This window comes from Streptomyces sp. LS-MS-L19, from assembly GCF_058382285.1.
Genome location: NZ_JBYCLL010000001.1, coordinates 6965882 through 6986854, shown reverse-complemented (window position 1 = coordinate 6986854; position 20973 = coordinate 6965882). Strand labels below are relative to the sequence as shown.

Genomic DNA, 20973 nt, shown 5'->3' with positions numbered 1-20973 from the left:
CCCCCACCTGCTGCCATGAGAGCGGTTCATGGACCCGCCCGTTCCATGAGCCCAACCCTCTGCCCGCCCCGGCGCATTCCTCCCTACCGTCCCGGACATGACCGCGCTCACCGTGCACCAGACCTCCCGCCCGACCGGCTTCCCGACCCCGGAGCACTTCCGTTTCGTGGAGTCGGCGATCCCCGCCCCCTCTCCCGGCACGGCTCTCGTGGAGAACCTCTACTGGTCGGTCGACCCCTACCACCGCGAAATGATGGACGGGGACTTCGAGTTGAACGCCCCGCTGGAGGGCCGCACCCTCGGCAGAGTCGTCGCCTCCCGCGAACCGGCCCTGCGTGAGGGCGAGTTGATCGTGCACCGCAAGGGCTGGCGCACCCACTCGGTGGTGAGCCCGGCCGAGGTCAGACACCTGCCCCGCCACGAAGGCCTGCCGCTCTCCGCGTACTTGAGCGTGCTCGGCGGCACCGGTCTCACCGCGTACGTCGGCCTCACCCGCATCGCCCGGCTCCGCGAGGGCGAGGACCTGTTCGTCTCCGCCGCCGTCGGCGGGGTCGGCACGGCGACGGGCCGTTTCGCACGGCTGCTGGGCGCGGGGCGGCTGATCGGCAGCGCGGGCTCACCGGCCAAGGTGCGCCACCTGGTGGAACAGGTCGGCTATGACACGGCGTTCGACTACCACGACGGCCCGGTCGCGGACCTCCTCGCGCAGGCCGCGCCCGACGGCATCGACGTGTTCGTGGACAACGTCGGCGGTGAGCACCTGGGCGCGGCGATCGGCGCGCTGCGGGACCGCGGACGGGTGGTGCGCGTGGGCACGGTCGGCCAGTACAACACCCCGGACGCGCCCCCGGTCCGCTTCAACCACGCGGACGTGGTGGAGAAGAGCCTGCGCCTGGAGGGCTTCCTGGTCCGCGACTACGCCGACGTGCAGGAGGAGTTGTACGAGTTCGCGGTCCCGCGCCTGCTCGACGGCACCCTTGCCCTGGACGAGACGGTCCTTGACGGCTTCGACCGCATCGTGGAGGCGTTCCTGCTGATGCTGCGGGGCGGGAACACGGGGAAGATCCTGGTACGGACGCTGCCCTAGGGACGGTGGGCCAGTGCCCCTGTCACGGCCTCCCGGAAGGCGGCCGGGGACTCCACCCAGGGCAGGTGCCCGGCCCGCGGCAGCACCACCCGCCGTACACGTGGCAACGCCTGCGCCAGGGAGTCCACGGCCGAGCGCGGGCGGATGTCCTCGGCACCGTCGACGATCAGGACGGGTAGGTCCAGGGCCCGGCAGGCCACCCGGAGCCCAGGAGTGCCCCATGTGTTCTTGATCTCGGTGTTCAGCGCGCTGTTGCACGCGTAGTTGATCGCGAACCAGGGGTCAGCCATCCGCCGGGCCCGCTCCAGGGCGCGCGCGGGGTCCGCGAAGTCGGCCGACCACTGGAGGATCACCCGCTCGCGCTCGTCCCCCGGGCGCTCCTGTCCGCCGAGGCGGGACGCGAGGTTCTCCTTGTAGGCGGCGTGCCAGTCGGACACCGGACCGATGCCGTTCCCGCTCACGTAGATCAGCGTGCTCACCCGCGCCGGGTGGGCCAGGGCATAGCTCAACGCGAGCTGGGCGCCCCAGGAGTGGCCGAGCAGGGCCATCCGGTCCAGGCCGAAGTGCCGGCGCACGGCGTCCAGGTCGGCCACGAACCGGTCGGTCGTCCAGGGTCCGTCGCACCGGTCGGACCGGCCGCAGCCGCGCTGGTCCCAGCGGATCACCGTGGTCAGGTCGCCGAGCATCGCGGCCACGTCCTCGAACATGTCCCACAGACCCGGCCCGCCGTGGCACAAAATCAGCGGGTCACCTGAGTCAGGGGCACCCGAACGCGAAGCCCACAGTCGTACGCCGTCCTCGGTGATCACGGTCATGGCCGCATTGTGCGCACACGAAGGGGCCGGGCAACAGCCCGGCCCCTCAGGGTGACTGACGGGACGTCAGCCCATGTGCGGGTAGCCGTACTCGGTCGGCGGGACCAGGGTCTCCTTGATGGCGCGGGTCAGGGTCCAGCGCTGGAGGTTCTGCGGGGCGCCGGCCTTGTCGTTGGTGCCGGAGGCACGGCCGCCGCCGAAGGGCTGCTGGCCGACGACGGCACCCGTCGACTTGTCGTTGATGTAGAAGTTGCCGGCCGCGTAGCGCAGCCTCTCCATCGTGTACGCCGCCGCCGCGCGGTCGTTGGCGATGACCGAGCCGGTCAGGGCGTAGTCGGAGGCCGACTCCATCTGGGTCAGCATGTCGTCGTACCGGTCGTCCTCGTAGACGTGGACCGCGAGGAACGGGCCGAAGTACTCGGTGGTGAAGACCTCGTTGGCCGGGTCCGTGCACTCCACGACGGTCGGGCGGACGAAGTACCCCACCGAGTCGTCGTAGGAGCCGCCCGCGACGATCGTGCAGGTGGGGTCCGACTGCGCGCGGTCGATCGCGGCCTTGCTCTTGGCGAAGGCCCGCTCGTCGATGACGGCGCCGATGAAGTTGGTGAGGTCGGTGACGTCACCCATGGCGATGCCGTCGACCTCGGCGGCGAACTCCTCGCGGAAACCGCTGTTCCAGATCGACGCCGGGATGTAGGCCCGGGAGGTGGCGCTGCACTTCTGGCCCTGGTACTCGAAGGCACCGCGGGTGAGGGCGGTCTTGAGGATGGCGCGGTCGGCGCTCGGGTGGGCGACGACGAAGTCCTTGCCGCCGGTCTCGCCGACCAGACGCGGGTAGGTGCGGTACTTCTCGATGTTGGCGCCGACCGTCTTCCACAGGTGCTGGAAGGTCTTGGTGGACCCGGTGAAGTGGATGCCCGCGAGGTCGCGGTGCTCCAGGGCGACCTCGGAGACCGCGATGCCGTCGCCGGTGACGAGGTTGATGACGCCCTTGGGCAGACCCGCCTCCTCCAGGAGCTGCATCAGCAGCACGGCGGCGTGGGTCTGCGTCGGGGACGGCTTCCAGACCACCACGTTGCCCATGAGCGCGGGCGCGGTGGGCAGGTTGCCCGCGATCGCCGTGAAGTTGAACGGCGTGATCGCGTAGACGAAGCCCTCGAGGGGGCGGTGGTCGAGGCGGTTCCATACGCCGGGGGCGTTGGCCGGGGGCTGCTCGGCGAGCAGGTCACGGGCGTACTTCACGTTGAAGCGCCAGAAGTCGACCAGCTCGCAGGGCGTGTCAATCTCGGCCTGCTGGGCGGTCTTGGACTGGCCGAGCATGGTGGACGCGGCGAGGGTCTCGCGCCAGGGGCCGGCGAGCAGTTCGGCGGCGCGCAGGATGATCGCGGCACGGTCGTCGAAGGACATCGCGCGCCAGGCGGGCGCGGCGGCGAGGGCCGCGTCGATGGCGTCCTGGGCGTCCTGCTGGGTGGCGTTGCGGTAAGTGCCCAGCACGGCCTTGTGGTTGTGCGGCTGCACGACCTGGAAGGCCTCGCCGCCGCCCATCCGCTTCTCGCCGCCGATGGTCATCGGCAGGTCGACCGGGTTCTCGGCCAGCTCCTTGAGCTTGGCCTCCAGCCGGGCCCGCTCGGGGGAACCGGGGGCATAGCCGTGCACCGGCTCGTTGACGGGGGTGGGGACCTGGGTCACAGCGTCCATGGGTTCCGTAACTCCTTGTGCTTGAGCGGGTGTTGGGGCTCAGCCCTTGCTGACGGGGAGGCCTTCAGCCTCGGGTGATCATGCTGCGGACGAAGAAGCGCAGGTTCGCCGGCTTCTCCGCGAGCCGCCGCATGCTGCACCTTCCCGGGGGGCGACCCCCGGACCCCCGGCAGAAAGGCCTTCGCGTGTCCGTCACTTTTCAACCTCGGGTGATCATGCTGCGGACGAAGAAGCGCAGGTTCGCCGGCTTCTCCGCGAGCCGCCGCATGAAGTAGCCGTACCAGTCGGTGCCGTAGGCCGTGTAGACGCGCATGCGGTGGCCCTCGGCGGCGAGCCGCAGGTGCTCGTCGCTCCGGATGCCGTACAGCATCTGGAACTCGTACTCGTCCGGCTTGCGGCCGGCCTGCCGGGCGAGTTCCTGGGCGATGGAGATCAGACGCGGGTCGTGGGAGCCGACCATCGGGTATCCCTCGCCCTCCATGAGGATGCGCAGGACCCGGACGTACGCCTTGTCGATCTCGTGCTTCTGCTGGTAGGCGACCTCGGCGGGCTCCTTGTAGGCGCCCTTCACCAGCCGCACCCGGCTGCCGGCCGCGGCGAGCCGGCGGGCGTCGGCCTCGGTGCGGAAGAGGTAGGCCTGGATCACGCAGCCGGTCTGCGGGAAGTCCTTCCGCAGCTCCTCGTGGATGGCGAACATCGAGTCGAGGGTGGTGTGGTCCTCGGCGTCGAGCGTGACGGTCGTACCGATCGCGGCGGCGGCCTCGACAACGGGCCGGACGTTGGCGAGGGCCAGCTCGTGGCCGCCGTCGAGCGCCTGCCCGAACAGGGACAGCTTGACGGACATCTCCACGCGCTCGCCGAGACCGAGGTCGCGCAGCCGGTCGATCAGCTCCAGGTAGGCGTCCCGGGCGGCGCCCGCCTGCTCGGGGGTGGTGATGTCCTCGCCGACGACGTCCATCGTCAGCTCCAGGCCGCGACCGGTGAGCTCCTCGATGATCGGCACCACGTCGTCGACGCTCTCACCCGGGATGAAGCGGTCGACGACCTGCTTGGTCACCGGGGCCGCCGAGATCAGACGTCGCATCCGGTCGCTGCGCGACGCGGCAAGAATCACGGGACCCAGCACGGGGCACCTCCACAAACCAGCAGATAGAACCACCGTGAAACCTAAGGATCCCTCCGATCGTCGACCATCGACAGCTGTCACGCATCCGTGCCGCAGATCTCAGACAGATGTATGAAGCGCGGTGTTTTTGCGCGAGAATGCCCGAGTGACAGGGGACTACAAAGGTGACTACCAGGAGCTGGTCGACGAGATCTCGGAGCTCCTGGGCGTTCCGGCGACCCTGGAGAACCGGGACTTCGAACTGATCGCCTTCGGCGCGTACGACAGTGAGGGCGACCTCGATCCGTCCGCGCTGGACCCGGTCCGCACCCGCTCGATCCTGACCCGGCGCTCCACGACCGCGGTCCGGACCTGGTTCGAGGGCTTCGGCATCACCCGGGCGAGCGGTCCGGTCCGGATTCCGCCGACCCCGGAGGCAGGGGTCTACCGGGGCCGGATCTGCCTTCCCGTACGCCATCGCGGGGTCGTCCTCGGGTACGTCTGGCTCCTGGACTCCGAGCCCGGCCCGACCGACCGGCAACTGGACGCGGCCATGCGCGTGACGGCCCGGATCGGCGCGTTGCTCGCGGACGAGGCACAGCACGGGGCCGACCTCAGCCGGGAACTGCGGGCGGTGCTGACCGCCGAGCGCGGCTGGCAGGCCGACATGGCGGTGGCGGCCCTGCGCACGGCCCTGGGCCCCCGCGGCGACGGCCCGTACACCATGGTCTGCGTCGCCCCCTGGCCCTCCACCGACCCCGACGACGCCCCCTCCGCCCGCACGATCCCCCACGCGACGGCCCTGTGCACGGTGCCGTGGGGCCCCGCGGCCCACGCCCTGGCGATTCTGGTCCGCCTCCGGGCCCCGGACACCCTGACCCCGGCGACGACGGCGGCGACTCGCCTGCTCGCGGAGGAGACCCGCACGTCAGGACCCGGCACGGGCGAGCCGCGCACCCCGTCCCGCGCGGCTGGGGTCGGTGAGCCGCGCGACGGGCTCGCCGGAGTCGCCGCCGCCTGGCAGGAGGCCTCCGCCGCGGCCCGGGCCGCGCTCGCGGAGCCGGGGTTCGGCCCGGTCACTCAGTGGTCCCGGATCGGCCCGTACCGCCTGCTGACCGCACTGCCGCCGGAGACAGCCCAGGACTTCGCCGTACGCCCCCTCCTCTCCCCCGCCCACCGCGAACTCGCCCGCACCGCCGAGGTCTACCTCGACTGCGCGGGCCAGGCCGGCCGCACCGCCGCCGCCCTCGGCATCCACCGCCAGACTCTCTATTACCGCCTCTCCCGCGTCGAACAACTCACCGGCCTGGACCTGGACGACGGAGAGGACCGCCTCCTGCTGCACATGACACTCAAGGGGGCGCGGCTCTGACGAGGAGCACGTGACCCCGCGGACGTACGAGCCGGTGTCGGCGCCGGTCAGCCCTTCACCGCGCCCTCGATGACCCGGCGCAGCCCCTCCGTCAGCTGGTCGGCGTCCGTGGCCGTTTCCGGGTTGAAGAGCCACTGGACCATGAGTCCCTGGAGCAGGGTCTGGTAGAAGCGGCCCTCGGTGTCGACGACGTCCTTGGGCTGCTCGTCCTCCGGGACGCCGTTGAACAGCGGCAGGAGCCCCGAGCGGCCCTGCTCCTCCGCCTCGACGAGCATCCGGCGCACCTCCGGCAACCGGTCGCCCTGGACGATCAGTTCGAAGCTCAGCATCCAGATTGCCCGCGACTCCCCGACCGCTCCGACGATGTGCGACCACACCTCCTGGAAACGCTCCAGCGACCCCGGCGCCGTCGACAGCGACCCCTGCCCCGCGCGACCGGGGTCGAAGCGGTCGCCGGTCGCCTCGACGAGCGAGACGTAGGCCTGCACCAGGAGCGCGTCCTTCGAGCCGTAGTGATAGCCGATGGACGCCAGGTTCGTCCCGGACTCCTTGACGATGTCCCGCGCGGTCGTCCGCAGGAACCCCTTCTCCAGCAGGCAGCGCTTGGCGCCTTCGAGCAGATCCTCGCGATGTCCCATGCGCCCAGCCTACCGAGGAATCCATACAGCTGTCCTAGACAAGCGATTTATACAAGCGTCATAGACAAGCGTTTAAGACGCTTGTACAGTCACCGGCATGACAACCCAGACCTCCGCCGGCTCCCTGGCCGGCCGCCGTGAATGGACCGCACTCGCCGTCCTGATGCTTCCGCTGCTCCTGGTCTCCATGGACGTCTCCGTCCTCTACTTCGCGATCCCCGCGATCAGCGCGGACCTGGAGCCGAGCGGCACCCAGCAGCTGTGGATCTTCGACATCTACGCGTTCGTCCTGGCCGGCCTGCTGATGACGATGGGCTCCCTGGGCGACAGCATCGGCCGCCGCAGGCTGCTGCTGATCGGCGCGGTCGCCTTCAGCGCGGCCTCACTGGCGGCGGCGTACGCGAACAGCGCCGAGATGCTGATCGCGGCCCGCGCGGTCCTCGGCATCGGCGGTGCGACCCTGATGCCCTCGACGATGGCCCTGATCCGCACGATGTTCACCGACCCCGGCCAGCGCGCGAAGGCCATCGGCATCTGGTCCGGCATGATGACGGCCGGCATCGCCCTCGGCTCGGTGATGAGCGGCGTTCTGGTCGAGTACTTCTGGTGGGGCTCGGTCTTCCTGGTCAACCTGCCCGCGATGGTGCTGCTGCTGGTCCTCGGCCCGCTCCTGCTGCCCGAGTCCCGCGACCCCGCCCCCGGCCGCTTCGACTGGCCCAGCGTCCCGCTGTCGATGGCGGCGGTGCTGCCCGTGGTCTACGGCCTGAAGGAGATCCCCTCCGACGGCTGGAACGTCCGTTACGTCCTCTCGATCACCGTCGGCCTGCTCTTCGCCGCTCTCTTCGTCCACCGTCAGCGCACCACCACCAACCCGATGATCTCCCCGGCCCTGTTCCGCGCCCACGGTTTCGCCCCCGCGGTCGTCCTCAACCTCGTCTCCGCCTTCGCGATGATGGGCTCGGCCGTCTTCACCACGCAGTACCTCCAGTCGGTGCTCGGCAAGAGCGCCCTGGAGGCGGCCCTGTGGGCACTGCTCCCCTCGGTGCCGATCGGCATGGTGGCCCCGGTGACGACCGCACTGGTCCAGAAGGGCGTGAACCGCGCCTACGTGGTGACGGCCGGCTTCGCGATCGCGGCCTGCGGATACGGCCTCCTCGCCCTCGCCGGTACGGACTCGATGTGGCTGGTCCTGACCGCCTGCGGTGTCCTCGCCTCCGGGATCGTCATGGTGATCTCCCAGATGACGGACCTGGCCCTGGGCGCGGCCCCGGCGGAGCGCGCGGGGTCGGCGTCCTCGCTGCTGGAGACGGGCACGGAGTTCGGGGGCGCCCTGGGCATGGCGGTGCTCGGCTCGATCGGTACGGCGGTCTACCGCCACGAGATGCCGGGGTCGGCGCCGGACGCGGCCCGGGAGACGCTGGGCGGGGCGCTGGCGGTCGCCGACCGCTTCCCTGGGCTGGCGACGACGGCCAGGGAGGCCTTCACCAGCGGGATGCAGGGCGCGGCGATCGCGGGGGCGGTGCTGCTGGTGGGAGCGGCGGGCCTGGCGGCGCTGACGCTGCGGCGGATCCCGGTGCACAGCAAAACGCCGGACGAGCCGAGTTCCCTCAGCCCGTCCGGCGTGTGAGACAGCTGTCAGACCAGGTTCACCGCACGAGCCGACGTCGCGCCGATCTCCTCGGCGACCTCGGTCAGCACGCCCGCGGGCACGGTGTCGTCCACCGTGAGAACCGCCAGCGCCTCGCCACCGGCGATCGCACGCGACACCTGCATACCGGCGATGTTGATCCCGGCCTCACCGAAGATCCGGCCGACCGTGCCGACGACACCCGGCCGGTCCTCGTACTTGAGGACGACCATGTGGTCGGCGAGCGCGAGGTCCACGTCGTACTCGCCGACGGCGACGATCTTCTGGAGGTGCTTCGGACCGGCCAACGTGCCGGAGACCGACACCTCCTCGCCGCTGCCGAGCGTGCCGCGCACGGTGACGACATTGCGGTGGTCGGCCGACTCGGAGCTGGTCGTCAGCCGCACCTCGACACCGCGCTCCTGCGCGAACAGCGGGGCGTTGACGTACGACACCGTCTCGTCGACGACGTCCTCGAAGACACCCTTGAGGGCGCTGAGCTCCAGCACCTTCACGTCGTGCTGGGTGATCTCGCCGTACACCTCGACGTCGAGGCGGACCGCGACCTCACCGGCGAGCGCGGTGAAGATGCGGCCGAGGCGCTCGGCGAGCGGCAGGCCCGGCTTGACGTCCTCGGCGATGACACCGCCCTGGACGTTGACCGCGTCCGGCACGAGCTCACCGGCGAGGGCGAGCCGCACCGAGCGGGCGACGGCGATACCGGCCTTCTCCTGGGCCTCGTCGGTGGAGGCACCGAGGTGCGGGGTGGCGACGACCTGGTCGAACTCGAAGAGCGGGGAGTCCGTGCAGGGCTCCTTCGCGTACACGTCGAGACCGGCACCGGCGACCCGGCCCTCCTTGAGGGCGGAGTACAGCGCCTCCTCGTCGACGATCCCGCCACGGGCCGCGTTGACGATCCGCACGCTCGGCTTGACCTTGCGCAGCGCCTCGTCGCCGATGAGGCCGACGGTCTCGGGGGTCTTGGGGAGGTGGACGGTGATGAAGTCGGAGACCTCGAGCAGCTCGTCGAGCGACAGCACCTTGACGCCCATCTGGGCGGCGCGGGCGGGCTGGATGTAGGGGTCGTAGGCGACGACCTTCATCCCGAACCCGGACATGCGCTGGGCGACGAGCGCGCCGATGCGGCCGAGGCCGACGACACCGAGGGTCTTCTCGGCCAGCTCCACGCCCGTGTACTTGCTGCGCTTCCACTCGCCGTTCTTCAGCGCGGCGTTGGCCTGCGGGATGTGGCGGGCGGTGGCGACGAGGAGACCGCAGGCCAGCTCGGCGGCGGTCACGATGTTCGAGGTGGGGGCGTTGACGACCATCACGCCGGCCTTGGTGGCGGCGGAGACGTCGACGTTGTCCAGGCCGACGCCGGCTCGTGCGACGACCTTCAGCTTGTTCGCGGCGGCGATGGCCTCGGCGTCCACCTTGGTGGCGGAGCGGATCAGGATCGCGTCGACGTCGGCGATGGCGGGCAGCAGCTCAGCCCGGTCGGCGCCGTTGCAGTGCCGGATCTCGAAGTCCGGCCCAAGCGCGTCCACGGTCGCGGGCGACAGCTCTTCAGCGATGAGTACGACAGGTTTCGAGCTCACGTGAGTCCTCACAGGTCCATTGCGGACGGCCGTCCCGACGGCCGCAGGCGGTGGAGGGAGCGGCGCCGGGGAATTGTCCGGTGCGCTCCCGCGTCGTTCGGTGCGTGCTCTCGGTGTGCCGGACGAAGGTCCTCGTAGCGGAGCTACTAGGGCCTTTGGCCGGTGCGGCGAGAGTGCGTGCCGGGCGGCGTGGGGGTGTGCTGGACAATTCCTCGGTGTCGCATAGCCGCGTGGAAGACGCACGACGTTGTGGGCCTGACGCGTATGTTGTGCGCCAGTGTAGTGGCGCGATGGGGGGCGTATTACGCCTCCGCGGAAGGATCACCCGGACGTGATCCGCCAGGTTGGACAACGGGACCGGAGCTGACCGCTCCGGTCCCGTCACCTGAGGCTTACGCCTCCTCGTCGACCCAGCTCATCAGCTTGCGGAGCTGCTTGCCGGTGGTCTCCAGCAGGTGCTCGGAGTCCTGCTGCTTGTACTCGTTGTACTTCTTCAGGCCGCCGTGGTACTCGGCCATCCACTCGCGCGCGAAGGTGCCGTCCTGGATCTCGGCGAGGACCTTCTTCATCTCGGCCTTGGTGGCGTCCGTGATGATCCGCGGGCCGGTGACGTAGTCGCCCCACTCGGCGGTCTCGGAGATCGACCAGCGCATCTTCTCCAGGCCGCCCTCGTACATGAGGTCGACGATGAGCTTCAGCTCGTGCAGGCACTCGAAGTACGCGATCTCCGGCTGGTAGCCGGCCTCGGTCAGCGTCTCGAAACCGGCCTTGACCAGCGCGGCCGTACCACCGCACAGAACCGCCTGCTCACCGAACAGGTCGGTCTCGGTCTCCTCGGTGAAGGTCGTCTTGATGACACCCGCGCGGGTGCCGCCGATGCCCTTGGCGTACGACAGCGCGAGCGCGAAGGCGTTGCCGGACGCGTCCTGCTCGACGGCCGCGATACACGGAACGCCGCGGCCCTCCTCGTACTGGCGGCGGACGAGGTGGCCCGGGCCCTTCGGGGCGACCATGCAGACGTCGACGTTCGCCGGGGGCTTGATGAAGTCGAAGCGGATGTTCAGGCCGTGGCCGAAGAACAGCGCGTCGCCGTCGTTCAGGTTGTCCTTGATGGACTCCTCGTAGACCTGGGCCTGGATCGGGTCCGGGACCAGGATCATGATGACGTCGGCCTCGGCGGCGGCCTCGGACGGCGTCACCACGCGCAGGCCCTGCTCCTCGGCCTTGGCCTTGGACTTGGAGCCCTCGTGCAGACCGACACGCACGTCGACACCCGAGTCACGGAGCGACAGCGCGTGGGCGTGGCCCTGGCTGCCGTAACCGATGACCGCGACCTTGCGGCCCTGGATGATGGACAGGTCGGCGTCGGCGTCGTAGAACAGCTCGGCCACTTTGGGTTCTCTCCTTGAGTGCAGGTGTTGCGTCCCACCGTATGACGGCGGGGTGGGATGAAGTCTCGGGGTCTCGGTATACGGGCGGCGGCCGGAACCGCCGCCCGGACGCACCGGTTACGCGCTTCGGTCGAGGGCGCGCAGCGAGCGGTCCGTGATGGAGCGGGCGCCGCGGCCGATCGCGATGGTGCCGGACTGGACGAGCTCCTTGATGCCGAAGGGCTCCAGCATCTTCAGCATCGCGGACAGCTTGTCGCTGGAGCCGGTGGCCTCGATCGTGACGGCCTCCGGGGAGACGTCGACGGTCTTGGCGCGGAACAGCTGGACGATCTCGACGATCTGGGAGCGCGTCTCGTTGTCGGCGCGCACCTTCACCAGAACGAGTTCGCGCTGAACGGCGGAACCCGGTTCCAGTTCGACGATCTTCAGGACGTTGACGAGCTTGTTGAGCTGCTTGGTCACCTGCTCCAGCGGCAGTTCGTCGACCACGCTGACCACGATCGTGATCCGGGAGATCTCGGGGTGCTCGGTGACACCGACCGCGAGCGAGTCGATGTTGAACCCGCGGCGGGAGAACAGCGCGGCGATCCGGGCCAGGATGCCCGGGGTGTTCTCCACCAGGACGGAGAGCGTGTGCTTGGACATGATCTGCTTCCTTTACGGCTCTCAGTCGTCTTCGTTGTCGCCGAAGTCGGGGCGGACGTCCCGGGCGGCCATGATCTCGTCGTTGGAGGTGCCGGCGGCGACCATCGGCCACACCATCGCGTCCTCGTGGACGATGAAGTCGATGACGACGGGGCGGTCGTTGATGGAGTTGGCCTCTTCGATGACCTTGTCCAGGTCCTCCGGGCGCTCACAGCGCAGGCCCACGCAGCCCATCGCCTCGGACAGCTTCACGAAGTCCGGCACGCGCGTGCCCTTCGCGTCCGGGTTGATGTCCTCCGGGCCGCTGTGCAGCACGGTGTTGGAGTAGCGCTGGTTGTAGAAGAGGGTCTGCCACTGGCGGACCATCCCGAGGGCGCCGTTGTTGATGATGGCGACCTTGATCGGGATGTTGTTCAGGGCGCAGGTGGTGAGCTCCTGGTTGGTCATCTGGAAGCAGCCGTCGCCGTCGATCGCCCAGACGGTGTTGCCCGGGGCTCCGGCCTTGGCGCCCATCGCGGCCGGGACCGCGTAGCCCATGGTTCCGGCGCCGCCGGAGTTCAGCCAGGTCGCGGGCTTCTCGTACTGGATGAAGTGCGCGGCCCACATCTGGTGCTGGCCGACGCCCGCGGCGAAGATCGTGCCCTCGGGGGCGAGTTGCCCGATCCGCTCGATGACCTGCTGCGGGGAGAGCGAGCCGTCGGCGGGCAGGTCGTAGCCGAGCGGGTAGGTCTCGCGCCACCGGGACAGGTCCTTCCACCAGGCGCTGTAGTCGCCCTGGTGGCCCTCGCTGTGCTCCTTCTGGACGGCCTGGACGAGGTCGGCGATGACCTCGCGGGCGTCACCGACGATCGGGACGTCGGCGGCGCGGTTCTTGCCGATCTCGGCGGGGTCGATGTCGGCGTGGACGATCTTGGCGTGCGGGGCGAAGCTGTCCAGCTTGCCGGTGACGCGGTCGTCGAAACGGGTACCGAGGGCGACGATCAGGTCGGCCTTCTGCAGCGCGGTGACGGCGGTGACCGAACCGTGCATGCCCGGCATTCCCACGTGCAGCGGGTGGCTGTCGGGGAACGCTCCGAGCCCCATCAGGGTGGTGGTGACGGGGGCTCCGGTGAGTTCTGCGAGGACCTTCAGCTCGGCGGTGGCGCCGGCCTTGATGACACCGCCGCCGACGTAGAGGACGGGGCGCTTCGCCTGGGTGATCAGCTTGGCGCCCTCGCGGATCTGCTTGGCGTGCGGCTTGGTCACCGGGCGGTAGCCGGGCAGGTCCATGACCGGCGGCCAGGAGAACGTCGTCTTCGCCTGGAGGGCGTCCTTGGCGATGTCGACCAGGACCGGGCCGGGGCGGCCGGTGGAGGCGATGTGGAAGGCCTGCGCGATGACCCGCGGGATGTCCTCGGCCTTGGTGACGAGGAAGTTGTGCTTGGTGATCGGCATGGTGATGCCGACGATGTCCGCCTCCTGGAAGGCGTCCGTGCCGATCGCCTTGGAGGCCACCTGGCCGGTGATCGCCACGAGCGGCACCGAGTCCATGTGGGCGTCCGCGATCGGGGTGACCAGGTTGGTGGCACCGGGACCCGAGGTCGCCATGCAGACGCCGACCTTGCCGGTGGCCTGCGCGTAACCGGTGGCCGCGTGGCCCGCGCCCTGCTCGTGCCGGACCAGGACGTGGCGCACCCGGGTGGAGTCCATCAGCGGGTCGTACGCCGGAAGGATGGCACCGCCGGGAATGCCGAACACCGTCTCGGCGCCCACCTCCTCGAGAGAGCGGATGAGGGACTGCGCGCCCGTGACGTGCTCGGGGGCGGACTGCTGTCCTCCGGATCGGGGCCGCGGCTGCGGATGGGCCCCGGTGGCCTGCTCGGTCATCGTCATTCTCTTCTCGATGCTGAGGGTGTGAAGCTGAGGTGGGGAAGCTGGGCAACAAAAAACCCCTCGTGCCAGAAGGCAAGCGAGGGGAGCGCGCCGGGTGGGGATCGCTGAGCGGTGTGTGGCTCAGCGTCAGCCGACGCGCTTTCCAAGTACGAGAATTCGGGTGCGCATGAGACTGACCCTCCCCCCGGCACGCACCCACTGTCAAGTGGGTGGGACGGGAGTCTCATTATGTGAGCGGAGGGTCGTCCCACCACCGAGTACGGCCGTCATGCCTCCGGTGTACACCCCCGCACCGCCACCTGCGAACGCGGGCTCCGCCGGGCCGTGCGGCACCGGATAGTGCCCAGAGGCCAGCGCCCTGCGCAGCCGGTACTCGTCCAACGGCCCGGAGAACGCCATGCCCTGTCCATGGGTGCAGCCCATCGCCCGCAGGGCGACCACCTGTTCGGGCAGGTCCACCCCGTCGGCCACGGACTGGAGCCCGAGGTCCCCGGCGATCCTGAGCAGCCCGCTGGTGATCTTGTGCAGTCGCGCGGACTCCACGACGCCCTCGACCAGGCTGCGGTCGAGCTTCAGCACGTCGACGGGGAGTCTGCGCAGCGCGGTGATCGCCGCGTAGCCGCTGCCGAAGCCGTCCAGGGCGATCCGGACCCCGACGCGCCGGAGCGCGGTCAGCCGGCGCTCCAGCTCGTCCAGGGAGACCCTGGGGTCGGCGTCGGAGAGCTCGATGAGCAGTGAGCCGGAGGGCAGTCCGTGCCGGGTCAGCAGGGCCTCCACGGAGCCCAGGGGCAGGGAGCGGTCCAGCAGCCGCTGGGCGTTCATCCGGACCGCGACCGGCACGGTGAGCCCGTTCGCGGCGCGCTCGGCGGCCTGTTCCACGGCCTCCTCCAGGATCCAGCGGCCCAGCTCCTGCGTCCGGTCGCTGTCCTCGGCCACCCGCAGGAACTCGGCGGGCGTGAACAGCACCCCTTGGGAGGACCGCCAGCGCGCCTGGGCGCTGACCGAGGTGATCCGGCCGTCCTCCAGGGACACCACGGGCTGGTGCAGCAGGGCGAACTCGCCGTCGTGCAGCGCGGCACGCAGGCGCGTGGCCAGCTCCGCCTTCCGTACGACGTCCTGCTGCATCTGCGGTGCGTACAGCTCGACGCGGCCCTTGCCGCCCGCCTTGGCGCGGTACATCGCCAGGTCCGCGTTGCGCAGGATCTCGCCCGCGCCGAGGCCGGGTTCGGCGAAGGCGACGCCGATGGAGGCGGCGACCCGGACATCGTTGCCGTCGATGAGGTAGGGCTGCGAGAGGGTGATCCTGAGGCGGTCGGCGAGCTCCAGGATGTTGCCCTCGCGGGCGGTGCGGTCGCGGGTGCCGTCCCCGACGATCAGGGCGGCGAACTCGTCCCCGCCGAGCCGGGATGCGGTGTCGCCGTGCCGGACGGCGTCCTGGAGTCTGCGGGCGGCCTGGACGAGCAGTTCGTCCCCGGCCTGGTGGCCGATCGTGTCGTTGACGGCCTTGAATCCGTCCAGGTCGATGAAGAGGACGGCGGTGCCGCGGTCGGAGGAGCGGCGGCCGGACAGGGCCTGCTGGACGCGCTGGGTGAACAGGGCGCGGTTGGGCAGGTCGGTGAGCGGGTCGTGCTCGGCGTTGTGCTGGAGCTGCGCCTGGAGGCGCACTCTTTCGGTCACGTCCCGGCTGTTGAAGATGAGGCCGCCGTGGTGGCGGTTGACGGTGGACTCGACGTTGAGCCAGCCGCCGTCGCCGGACCGGAAGCGGCACTCGATGCGGGTGGTGGGCTCTTCGAGGGGGTTGGCGGCGAGGAAACGGCGCACCTCGTGCACCACGCAGCCCAGGTCCTCGGGGTGGATGAGACCGGCCAGTTCGGTGCCCACCAGGTCCTCGGCCGGGCGGCCGTAGACACCGGCGGCGGCCGGGGAGACGTACCGGAGGATGCCGTTCGGCGCGGCGATCATGATGACGTCGCTGGAGCCCTGCACCAGGGAGCGGAAGTGGTTCTCCTTCTGCGCGAGTTCCTGGGTGAGGGTGATGTTGTCGAGCAGCATGATGCCCTGGCGCACCACGAGGGCGAGCACGACGGTGCCGCCGGTGAGGAGCACCACGCGGTCCACGCTGCGGCCGTTGAGGACGTTGTAGAGGATGCCCAGGGTGCAGACCGCGGCCGCCAGGTAGGGGGTGAGCGCGGCCAGTGACCCGGTGATGGGGCGGGTGGCCGGGTACCGGCTGTGATCACCGCCCGGGGCGCCCTGTGCGGAGGGGTGGTGCTGGATCCCGAACCGGTGCCTGGGCAGGTGTTCGTGGACCACGCGGGTGCGCCCGGTCGGGGGCTGCCGTTCGCCGTCCCCGCGCCGGGGTGCGGCCCAGGGGGCGTAGGCGAGGAGCAGGGAGCCGGCGAACCAGCCCGCGTCCAGCAGCTGGCCCGAGCGGTAGTTGTTGTGGAGCAGCGGCGAGGTGAACAGGGCGTCGCACATCACGGTCAGGGCGAGCGCGCCGATCGCGGTGTTCACCGCGGTGCGGTTGACCGCCGAGCGCCGGAAGTGCAGCGCGAGCACCATGCTGACGAGGGCGATGTCCAGCATGGGATACGCCAGCGACAGCGCGGTGTGCGCGACGCTGGGTCCCTCGGACTTCGCCGCCTGGGCGAGGGCGAGGCTCCACGACAGGGTGAGCAGCGAGCCGCCGATCAGCCAGGCGTCGAGGCCCAGGCAGACCCAACCGGCCTTGGTGACCGGGCGCTTGGCGAGGACCAGCAGGCCCACGATGGCCGGTGGCGCGAAGCAGAGGAAGAAGCCGTCGGCGTAGGAGGGGCTGGGGACGGGCCGCCCCAGGACGACCTCGTACCACCCCCAGACCAGGTTGCCGAGGGCCGCCATCGCCGAGGAGAGCGCGAAGAGCAGCCAGGCGGGTCGAAAGCGGACCCGACGGCCGCGGGCGTAGAGGAAGCAGGACACGGCGGCGGTGCCGGCCGCGGCGCTCAGCCCGAAGTCGCCCATGATCAGGGCGGCTTCGGGCGAGCCCCAGCCGAGCGCGGAACCGACGGCGTAGCCCGCGCAGACCAGGGCGAGGAGGAGTTGGTGGACCAGGCTCGTCCCACCGCGGGAGGCCGGTGGCCGGGAGGGCAGCACCCCCCGCGCGCGGGGGGCCCGCAGCGCTCCGTCGAGGGTGGTCGTGGGAGACGGGGGCGAGCTCACCGGGCCCTCCCGGTCCGCGCCGCTCCGGGGTCCCGGGGGTCCGGGTGCGCCGGGTGCGCATGCCTCCTGCGGCTGTTGTGCCTGCGGTGGTGATGGCTGTGGTGGCCGCCGTGACCGGCGTGGTGACCGCGTCTGCGCGCGGCTGTCTGCCAGGGTCGCCGCCGGCGGCTCCGCCGCGTCGGATCGCTCGTCCATAGGCCGTGCATCGCCCGTCGCCCCCCTCACAGTCTGCAATGTCCATCCCCGGCGCCGAACGGTGCGCGGCGCAGCCCCTGTCGGGACGATACACCAGTCTCGTCACTCAGGGACATAGTTCCTCTACGCTCCGTGACCACCAGGGGAGTTGGGAGCACGGACCGCGTCCGAAAGGTTGCGGAGGGTACCGAAAACGGACTATGCGTCTGCCGTGCCCGTCGTAAGGATCACGTTGCGCAAGGGCTCGTGGTTCACGAAACGGTGCAACTGGTCCGCCAGGAGCCTTTTGGCCCGGGGCAGGAAGGCGGAGGTGGGTCCGCCGACGTGCGGACTGATGAGGAGGCCCGGCGCCTGCCAGAGGGGGTGCCCCGGGGGCAGCGGCTCGGGGTCGACCACGTCCAGGGCGGCGGTGATGCGCCCGGTCTCCAGTTCCGCGAGCAGCGCCTTGGTGTCGACGACCGGGCCGCGGGCGACGTTCACCAGCAGGGCGCCGTCCTTCATCCGGGCCAGGAACTCCGCGTCCACCAGACCGCGCGTGGTGTCGTTCAGCGGGGTGGAGAGGATGACGACGTCCGCCTCGGGGAGCAGTGCGGGCAGGTCGGTGAGCGGGTGCACCGGGCCGCGCTCCGTGGTGCGCGCGGAGCGCGCGACGCGCGCCACCCGCGCGACCTCGAAGGGCACGAGCCGGTCCTCGATCGCGGCGCCGATCGCGCCGTAGCCGACGACGAGCACGTTCTTGTCGGCGAGCGCGGGATGGAAGTCGCCCTGCCAGCGCTCCTGTTGCTGGGCCCGGACGAAGCCGGGGATGCCGCGCAGGGACGCGAGGGTCAGGGTGAGGGCCAGCTCGGCGGTGCTCGCCTCGTGCACACCGCGCGCGTTGCAGAGCCGCACACCCGGCGCCAGGTCCGACAGCTTTGCCATGACGTCGTCGACACCCGCCGTGAGCGTCTGGACCACCTGGAGGTTCGGCATCTGCGCCAGCGGCCGTACCTTGACCGGCTGCCGCTTCATGTACGGCACCACGTACAGCACGCAGTCCGCGGGGTCACCGGGGAACTCCTGAGCGCCGTCCTCACCCCCGTCCCAGAACAGATAGGTGGGCCCTGCGGGGAGCCCTGCGATCTCGTCCGGCGGGATGGGGAGCCACACGTCAGCTGTCATGCCAGGAGGCTATGTCAGGGGTCCGGCGGCCCAGAGGTTAGGTTGGGGGCCGGGATAGGGAGGGTCACGAGCAGGTGGAGCGCAGGACGATCGGCGCGGCGGCGCTCGCGGTGGGAGCCGTCGGACTCGGGTGCATGCCGATGAGCTGGGGCTACAGCGGGTCGCGGCAGCGGGGCGACGAGTCGGTCCGGGCCGTGCACCGGGCTCTCGATCTGGGCTCGACCCTGCTGGACACCGCCGACATGTACGGCCCGTTCACCAACGAGCTGCTGCTGGGGCGGGTGTTGAAGGAGCGGCGCGCGGACGCCTTCGTGTCGACCAAGGTCGGCCTGCTGGTGGGCGAGCAGCACATCGTGGCCAACGGCCGCCCCGGCTATGTGAGACGGGCCTGCGACGCGTCCCTCCGACGGCTCCAGACCGATGTGATCGACCTCTACCAACTGCACCGCGAGGACCCCGAGGTGCCGGTCGAGGAGACCTGGGGCGCGATGGCGGAGCTCGTACAGGCGGGAAAGGTACGGTCGTTGGGGCTGTGCGCGATGGGGGCGCGGGGTGGCCGCCGCTCCGGGACCCGGCTGCACGACGCGACGGTCCGGCAGTTGCGCCGGGTCCAGCAGGTCTTCCCGGTGAGCGCGGTGGAGGCCGAGCTGTCGGTGTGGTCGCGGGAGGCGCTGGAGACGCTGCTGCCGTGGTGCGCGGCGCGCGGCATCGGGTTCCTGGCGGCGATGCCGCTCGGCAACGGTTACCTGACCGGCACCCTCACCCCGGGCGAGGGCTTCGAACCGGACGACGTGCGCGCCCGTCATCCCCGCTTCACCGCCGAGATGATGGCCGCGAACCAGCCGATCGTCTCCGGCCTGCGCCGCGTCGCGGCCCGCCACGGGGAGTCGGTCACCCCGGCCCAGGTGGCCCTGGCCTGGGTCCTGGCCCAGGCACCCCACGTGGTCCCGATACCGGGCGCCAAGCGGGAGCGGTGGGTGACGGAGAACGCGGCGGCGACGGCCCTGCGACTGACCGCGCAGGACCTGACGGAGCTGGCGGAACTGCCGGCGGCGCTGGGGTCGTGGGACTGAGCGGGCCGGGCCGGTGGGCACCTCCGTGCATCGCCTCGCGAAGATCGGGAACCTGTGGGGCGCGAGCGGTGTATGACAGGTAGAACCCGCCGCTTCGAAGGGACCATGATCGTGCATCGTCGAGCTGTGACGGCCGTACTGGCCGCGACCACGCTCCTGCTGACGGCCGGCTGCTCCTCCGACGGCGGAGGAGACGACTCCTCCGGGGCCGGCGCCGGCGCCGCGTCCGGCAGTACGGCTCCGGGCTCCTCCCCCACCCGGCAGGCCGCCGGGGCGACTCCGCCGGCGAAGGGCTCGGTGAAGGTGCTGCGCACGGTCGCCGAGGGCCTCAGGACCCCCTGGGGTCTCGCCCCGCTTCCCGACGGCGACCTGCTCGTCTCCTCCCGCGACGACGGCACGATCCTGAGGGTCGACGGGAAGTCCGGCAAGAAGACCGAGCTGGGCGAGGTGTCCGGGGTCTCCGCGGCCGGCGAGGGCGGCCTCCTCGGCATCGCCCTCTCCCCGGACTACGCCTCCGACCACATGGTGTACGCCTACTTCACCTCCGACTCGGACAACCGCATCGTCAGGATGGTCTACGACGAGCGGAAGGCGTCCGGCGAGCAACTGGGCGCGCCCGACACCGTCTTCAAGGGCATCCCCAAGGGCTTCATCCACAACGGCGGCCGGATCGCCTTCGGCCCCGACAGGATGCTCTACGCGGGCACCGGCGAGAGCGGCAACACCGGGCTGTCCCAGGACCGCGAGTCCCTGGGCGGCAAGATCCTGCGCCTGACCCCGGAGGGCGACGCGGCCCCGGGCAACCCGTTCCCCGGCTCCCCCGTGTACTCCTACGGCCACCGCAATGTGCAGGGCCTCACCTGGGACTCCAAGCAGCGGCTGTTCGCCTCGGAGTTCGGCCAGGACACCTGGGACGAGCTGAACGCGATCAAGCCCGGCGGCAACTACGGCTGGCCGGACGCCGAGGGCAGGTCGGACGACAAGAAGTTCCAGAACCCGACAGCCCAGTGGCACACCGACGACGCCTCCCCCAGCGGTGCCGCCTACGCCGAGGGTTCCGTCTGGATGGCCGGACTCAAGGGACAGCGCCTGTGGCGGATCCCGCTGAACGGCACGGAGGCCTCGGCCGACCCGCAGCCGTTCCTGAAGGGCGAGTACGGCCGGCTGCGCACGGTGGTCTCCGCGGGCGGGGACAAGCTGTGGCTGGTCACCAGCAACACCGACGGCCGGGGCAGCCCGAAGGACGGGGACGACCGGATCCTGGAGATACAGGTCAGCTAGCCGGGCGCTCCTCTTCGTCCTCGGCAGGGGCTCCGGCCGGGTCCTCGTCCCGCTGGGGCAGGCGTACGACGACCTTCCCGGAGGTGAGGTCTATCGGTCCGCGTCCGGGGTCGCCGTCACCGACGTCCTCCCGGGTCAGCTCGAGCCGCTTCTGCTCGTCGTGGGTGTGTTTGCGGCCGGGTGCGAACAGTTCCTCGAACATGTTGAACATACGGCC

Annotated in this window: 16 protein-coding genes; 5 read left to right on the top strand and 11 right to left on the bottom strand. The window is 70.6% G+C overall.

Translation table 11 applies throughout. The features are described from left to right. The first annotated feature begins 97 nt into the window (after window positions 1-97). Window positions 98-1087 (top strand): NADP-dependent oxidoreductase, encoded by a 990-nt coding sequence (locus AC2XR2_RS31310; RefSeq protein ID WP_491516883.1) that lies wholly within the window; start codon window positions 98-100, stop codon window positions 1085-1087. On the opposite strand, the gene AC2XR2_RS31305 is transcribed toward AC2XR2_RS31310, so the two are convergent. The 3 genes from AC2XR2_RS31305 to AC2XR2_RS31295 form a co-directional block, all read right to left on the bottom strand. Further along, entirely contained in the window at window positions 1084-1902 is an 819-nt protein-coding gene (locus tag AC2XR2_RS31305; RefSeq protein ID WP_491516882.1) for an alpha/beta fold hydrolase, read from the bottom strand. The two genes, AC2XR2_RS31310 and AC2XR2_RS31305, sit on opposite strands and share 4 nt — an antisense overlap. Window positions 1903-1968: 66 nt before the next feature. Then, window positions 1969-3600: an L-glutamate gamma-semialdehyde dehydrogenase gene (pruA, locus tag AC2XR2_RS31300; RefSeq protein WP_449353177.1), complete on the bottom strand. Its 1632-nt coding sequence runs from the start codon at window positions 3598-3600 to the stop codon at window positions 1969-1971. Between the two features lie 199 nt (window positions 3601-3799). Next, window positions 3800-4726, bottom strand: a complete 927-nt coding sequence (locus AC2XR2_RS31295) for a proline dehydrogenase family protein (RefSeq protein WP_381304195.1) — start codon at window positions 4724-4726, stop codon at window positions 3800-3802. A 145-nt stretch (window positions 4727-4871) separates the two neighbouring features. On the opposite strand from AC2XR2_RS31295, the gene AC2XR2_RS31290 reads away from it, so the two are divergent. After that, window positions 4872-6077, top strand: coding sequence for a PucR family transcriptional regulator (locus AC2XR2_RS31290; protein ID WP_491516881.1), 1206 nt, complete (start codon window positions 4872-4874; stop codon window positions 6075-6077). A 47-nt stretch (window positions 6078-6124) separates the two neighbouring features. Here the strand turns inward: AC2XR2_RS31290 and AC2XR2_RS31285 are convergent, their stop codons facing one another. After that, a complete protein-coding gene (locus tag AC2XR2_RS31285) occupies window positions 6125-6715 on the bottom strand; it encodes a TetR/AcrR family transcriptional regulator (RefSeq protein WP_491516880.1) in 591 nt (196 codons plus the stop codon). A 97-nt stretch (window positions 6716-6812) separates the two neighbouring features. Here AC2XR2_RS31285 and AC2XR2_RS31280 point away from each other — a divergent pair, with 97 nt between their 5' ends. Further along, window positions 6813-8342, top strand: a complete 1530-nt coding sequence (locus AC2XR2_RS31280) for an MFS transporter (protein WP_491516879.1) — start codon at window positions 6813-6815, stop codon at window positions 8340-8342. Between the two features lie 8 nt (window positions 8343-8350). Here AC2XR2_RS31280 and serA read toward each other — a convergent pair whose 3' ends face one another. From serA to AC2XR2_RS31250, 6 genes are all read right to left on the bottom strand, one after another. Next, on the bottom strand, window positions 8351-9940 hold the full coding sequence (gene serA / locus AC2XR2_RS31275) for a phosphoglycerate dehydrogenase (RefSeq protein WP_330264288.1): 1590 nt from the start codon (window positions 9938-9940) through the stop codon (window positions 8351-8353). Between the two features lie 392 nt (window positions 9941-10332). Beyond that, window positions 10333-11331 carry a ketol-acid reductoisomerase gene (gene ilvC, locus AC2XR2_RS31270; protein ID WP_037712202.1) on the bottom strand — a complete coding sequence of 333 codons (999 nt, stop codon included), beginning with the start codon at window positions 11329-11331 and terminating at the stop codon, window positions 10333-10335. 117 nt (window positions 11332-11448) lie between these two features. After that, the gene (gene ilvN / locus AC2XR2_RS31265; RefSeq protein ID WP_037712203.1) at window positions 11449-11976 is read right to left on the bottom strand and encodes an acetolactate synthase small subunit; all 528 of its coding nucleotides are present in this window, start codon (window positions 11974-11976) and stop codon (window positions 11449-11451) included. A gap of 21 nt (window positions 11977-11997) precedes the next feature. After that, entirely contained in the window at window positions 11998-13842 is a 1845-nt protein-coding gene (locus AC2XR2_RS31260) for an acetolactate synthase large subunit (RefSeq protein ID WP_330264289.1), read from the bottom strand. 207 nt (window positions 13843-14049) lie between these two features. Continuing rightward, a complete protein-coding gene (locus tag AC2XR2_RS31255; protein ID WP_491516878.1) occupies window positions 14050-17046 on the bottom strand; it encodes a putative bifunctional diguanylate cyclase/phosphodiesterase in 2997 nt (998 codons plus the stop codon). A 393-nt stretch (window positions 17047-17439) separates the two neighbouring features. Further along, window positions 17440-18402 (bottom strand): 2-hydroxyacid dehydrogenase, encoded by a 963-nt coding sequence (locus AC2XR2_RS31250; protein ID WP_381304204.1) that lies wholly within the window; start codon window positions 18400-18402, stop codon window positions 17440-17442. A 74-nt stretch (window positions 18403-18476) separates the two neighbouring features. On the opposite strand from AC2XR2_RS31250, the gene AC2XR2_RS31245 reads away from it, so the two are divergent. Both AC2XR2_RS31245 and AC2XR2_RS31240 read left to right on the top strand, forming a co-directional pair. Then, complete coding sequence (locus tag AC2XR2_RS31245; RefSeq protein ID WP_381304206.1) at window positions 18477-19475, top strand: aldo/keto reductase; 999 nt, start codon at window positions 18477-18479, stop codon at window positions 19473-19475. A gap of 105 nt (window positions 19476-19580) precedes the next feature. Then, the gene (locus AC2XR2_RS31240; protein WP_381304208.1) at window positions 19581-20756 is read left to right on the top strand and encodes a PQQ-dependent sugar dehydrogenase; all 1176 of its coding nucleotides are present in this window, start codon (window positions 19581-19583) and stop codon (window positions 20754-20756) included. Here the strand turns inward: AC2XR2_RS31240 and AC2XR2_RS31235 are convergent. Beyond that, the gene (locus AC2XR2_RS31235; RefSeq protein WP_330264294.1) at window positions 20749-20967 is read right to left on the bottom strand and encodes a DUF6191 domain-containing protein; all 219 of its coding nucleotides are present in this window, start codon (window positions 20965-20967) and stop codon (window positions 20749-20751) included. The two genes, AC2XR2_RS31240 and AC2XR2_RS31235, sit on opposite strands and share 8 nt — an antisense overlap. Between the last annotated feature and the right edge of the window lie 6 nt (window positions 20968-20973).

What these genes read in the sequence shown, in the direction of transcription:
- AC2XR2_RS31310 (WP_491516883.1), top strand. Translation starts at nt 98, where the DNA reads ATGACCGCGCTCACCGTGCACCAGACCTCCCGCCCGACCGGCTTCCCG.
- AC2XR2_RS31235 (WP_330264294.1), bottom strand. Translation starts at nt 20,967, where the DNA reads ATGTTCAACATGTTCGAGGAACTGTTCGCACCCGGCCGCAAACACACC.
- AC2XR2_RS31280 (WP_491516879.1), top strand. Translation starts at nt 6,813, where the DNA reads ATGACAACCCAGACCTCCGCCGGCTCCCTGGCCGGCCGCCGTGAATGG.
- pruA (WP_449353177.1), bottom strand. Translation starts at nt 3,600, where the DNA reads ATGGACGCTGTGACCCAGGTCCCCACCCCCGTCAACGAGCCGGTGCAC.
- AC2XR2_RS31305 (WP_491516882.1), bottom strand. Translation starts at nt 1,902, where the DNA reads ATGACCGTGATCACCGAGGACGGCGTACGACTGTGGGCTTCGCGTTCG.
- AC2XR2_RS31285 (WP_491516880.1), bottom strand. Translation starts at nt 6,715, where the DNA reads ATGGGACATCGCGAGGATCTGCTCGAAGGCGCCAAGCGCTGCCTGCTG.
- AC2XR2_RS31260 (WP_330264289.1), bottom strand. Translation starts at nt 13,842, where the DNA reads ATGACCGAGCAGGCCACCGGGGCCCATCCGCAGCCGCGGCCCCGATCC.
- AC2XR2_RS31240 (WP_381304208.1), top strand. Translation starts at nt 19,581, where the DNA reads ATGATCGTGCATCGTCGAGCTGTGACGGCCGTACTGGCCGCGACCACG.
- ilvN (WP_037712203.1), bottom strand. Translation starts at nt 11,976, where the DNA reads ATGTCCAAGCACACGCTCTCCGTCCTGGTGGAGAACACCCCGGGCATC.
- AC2XR2_RS31250 (WP_381304204.1), bottom strand. Translation starts at nt 18,402, where the DNA reads ATGACAGCTGACGTGTGGCTCCCCATCCCGCCGGACGAGATCGCAGGG.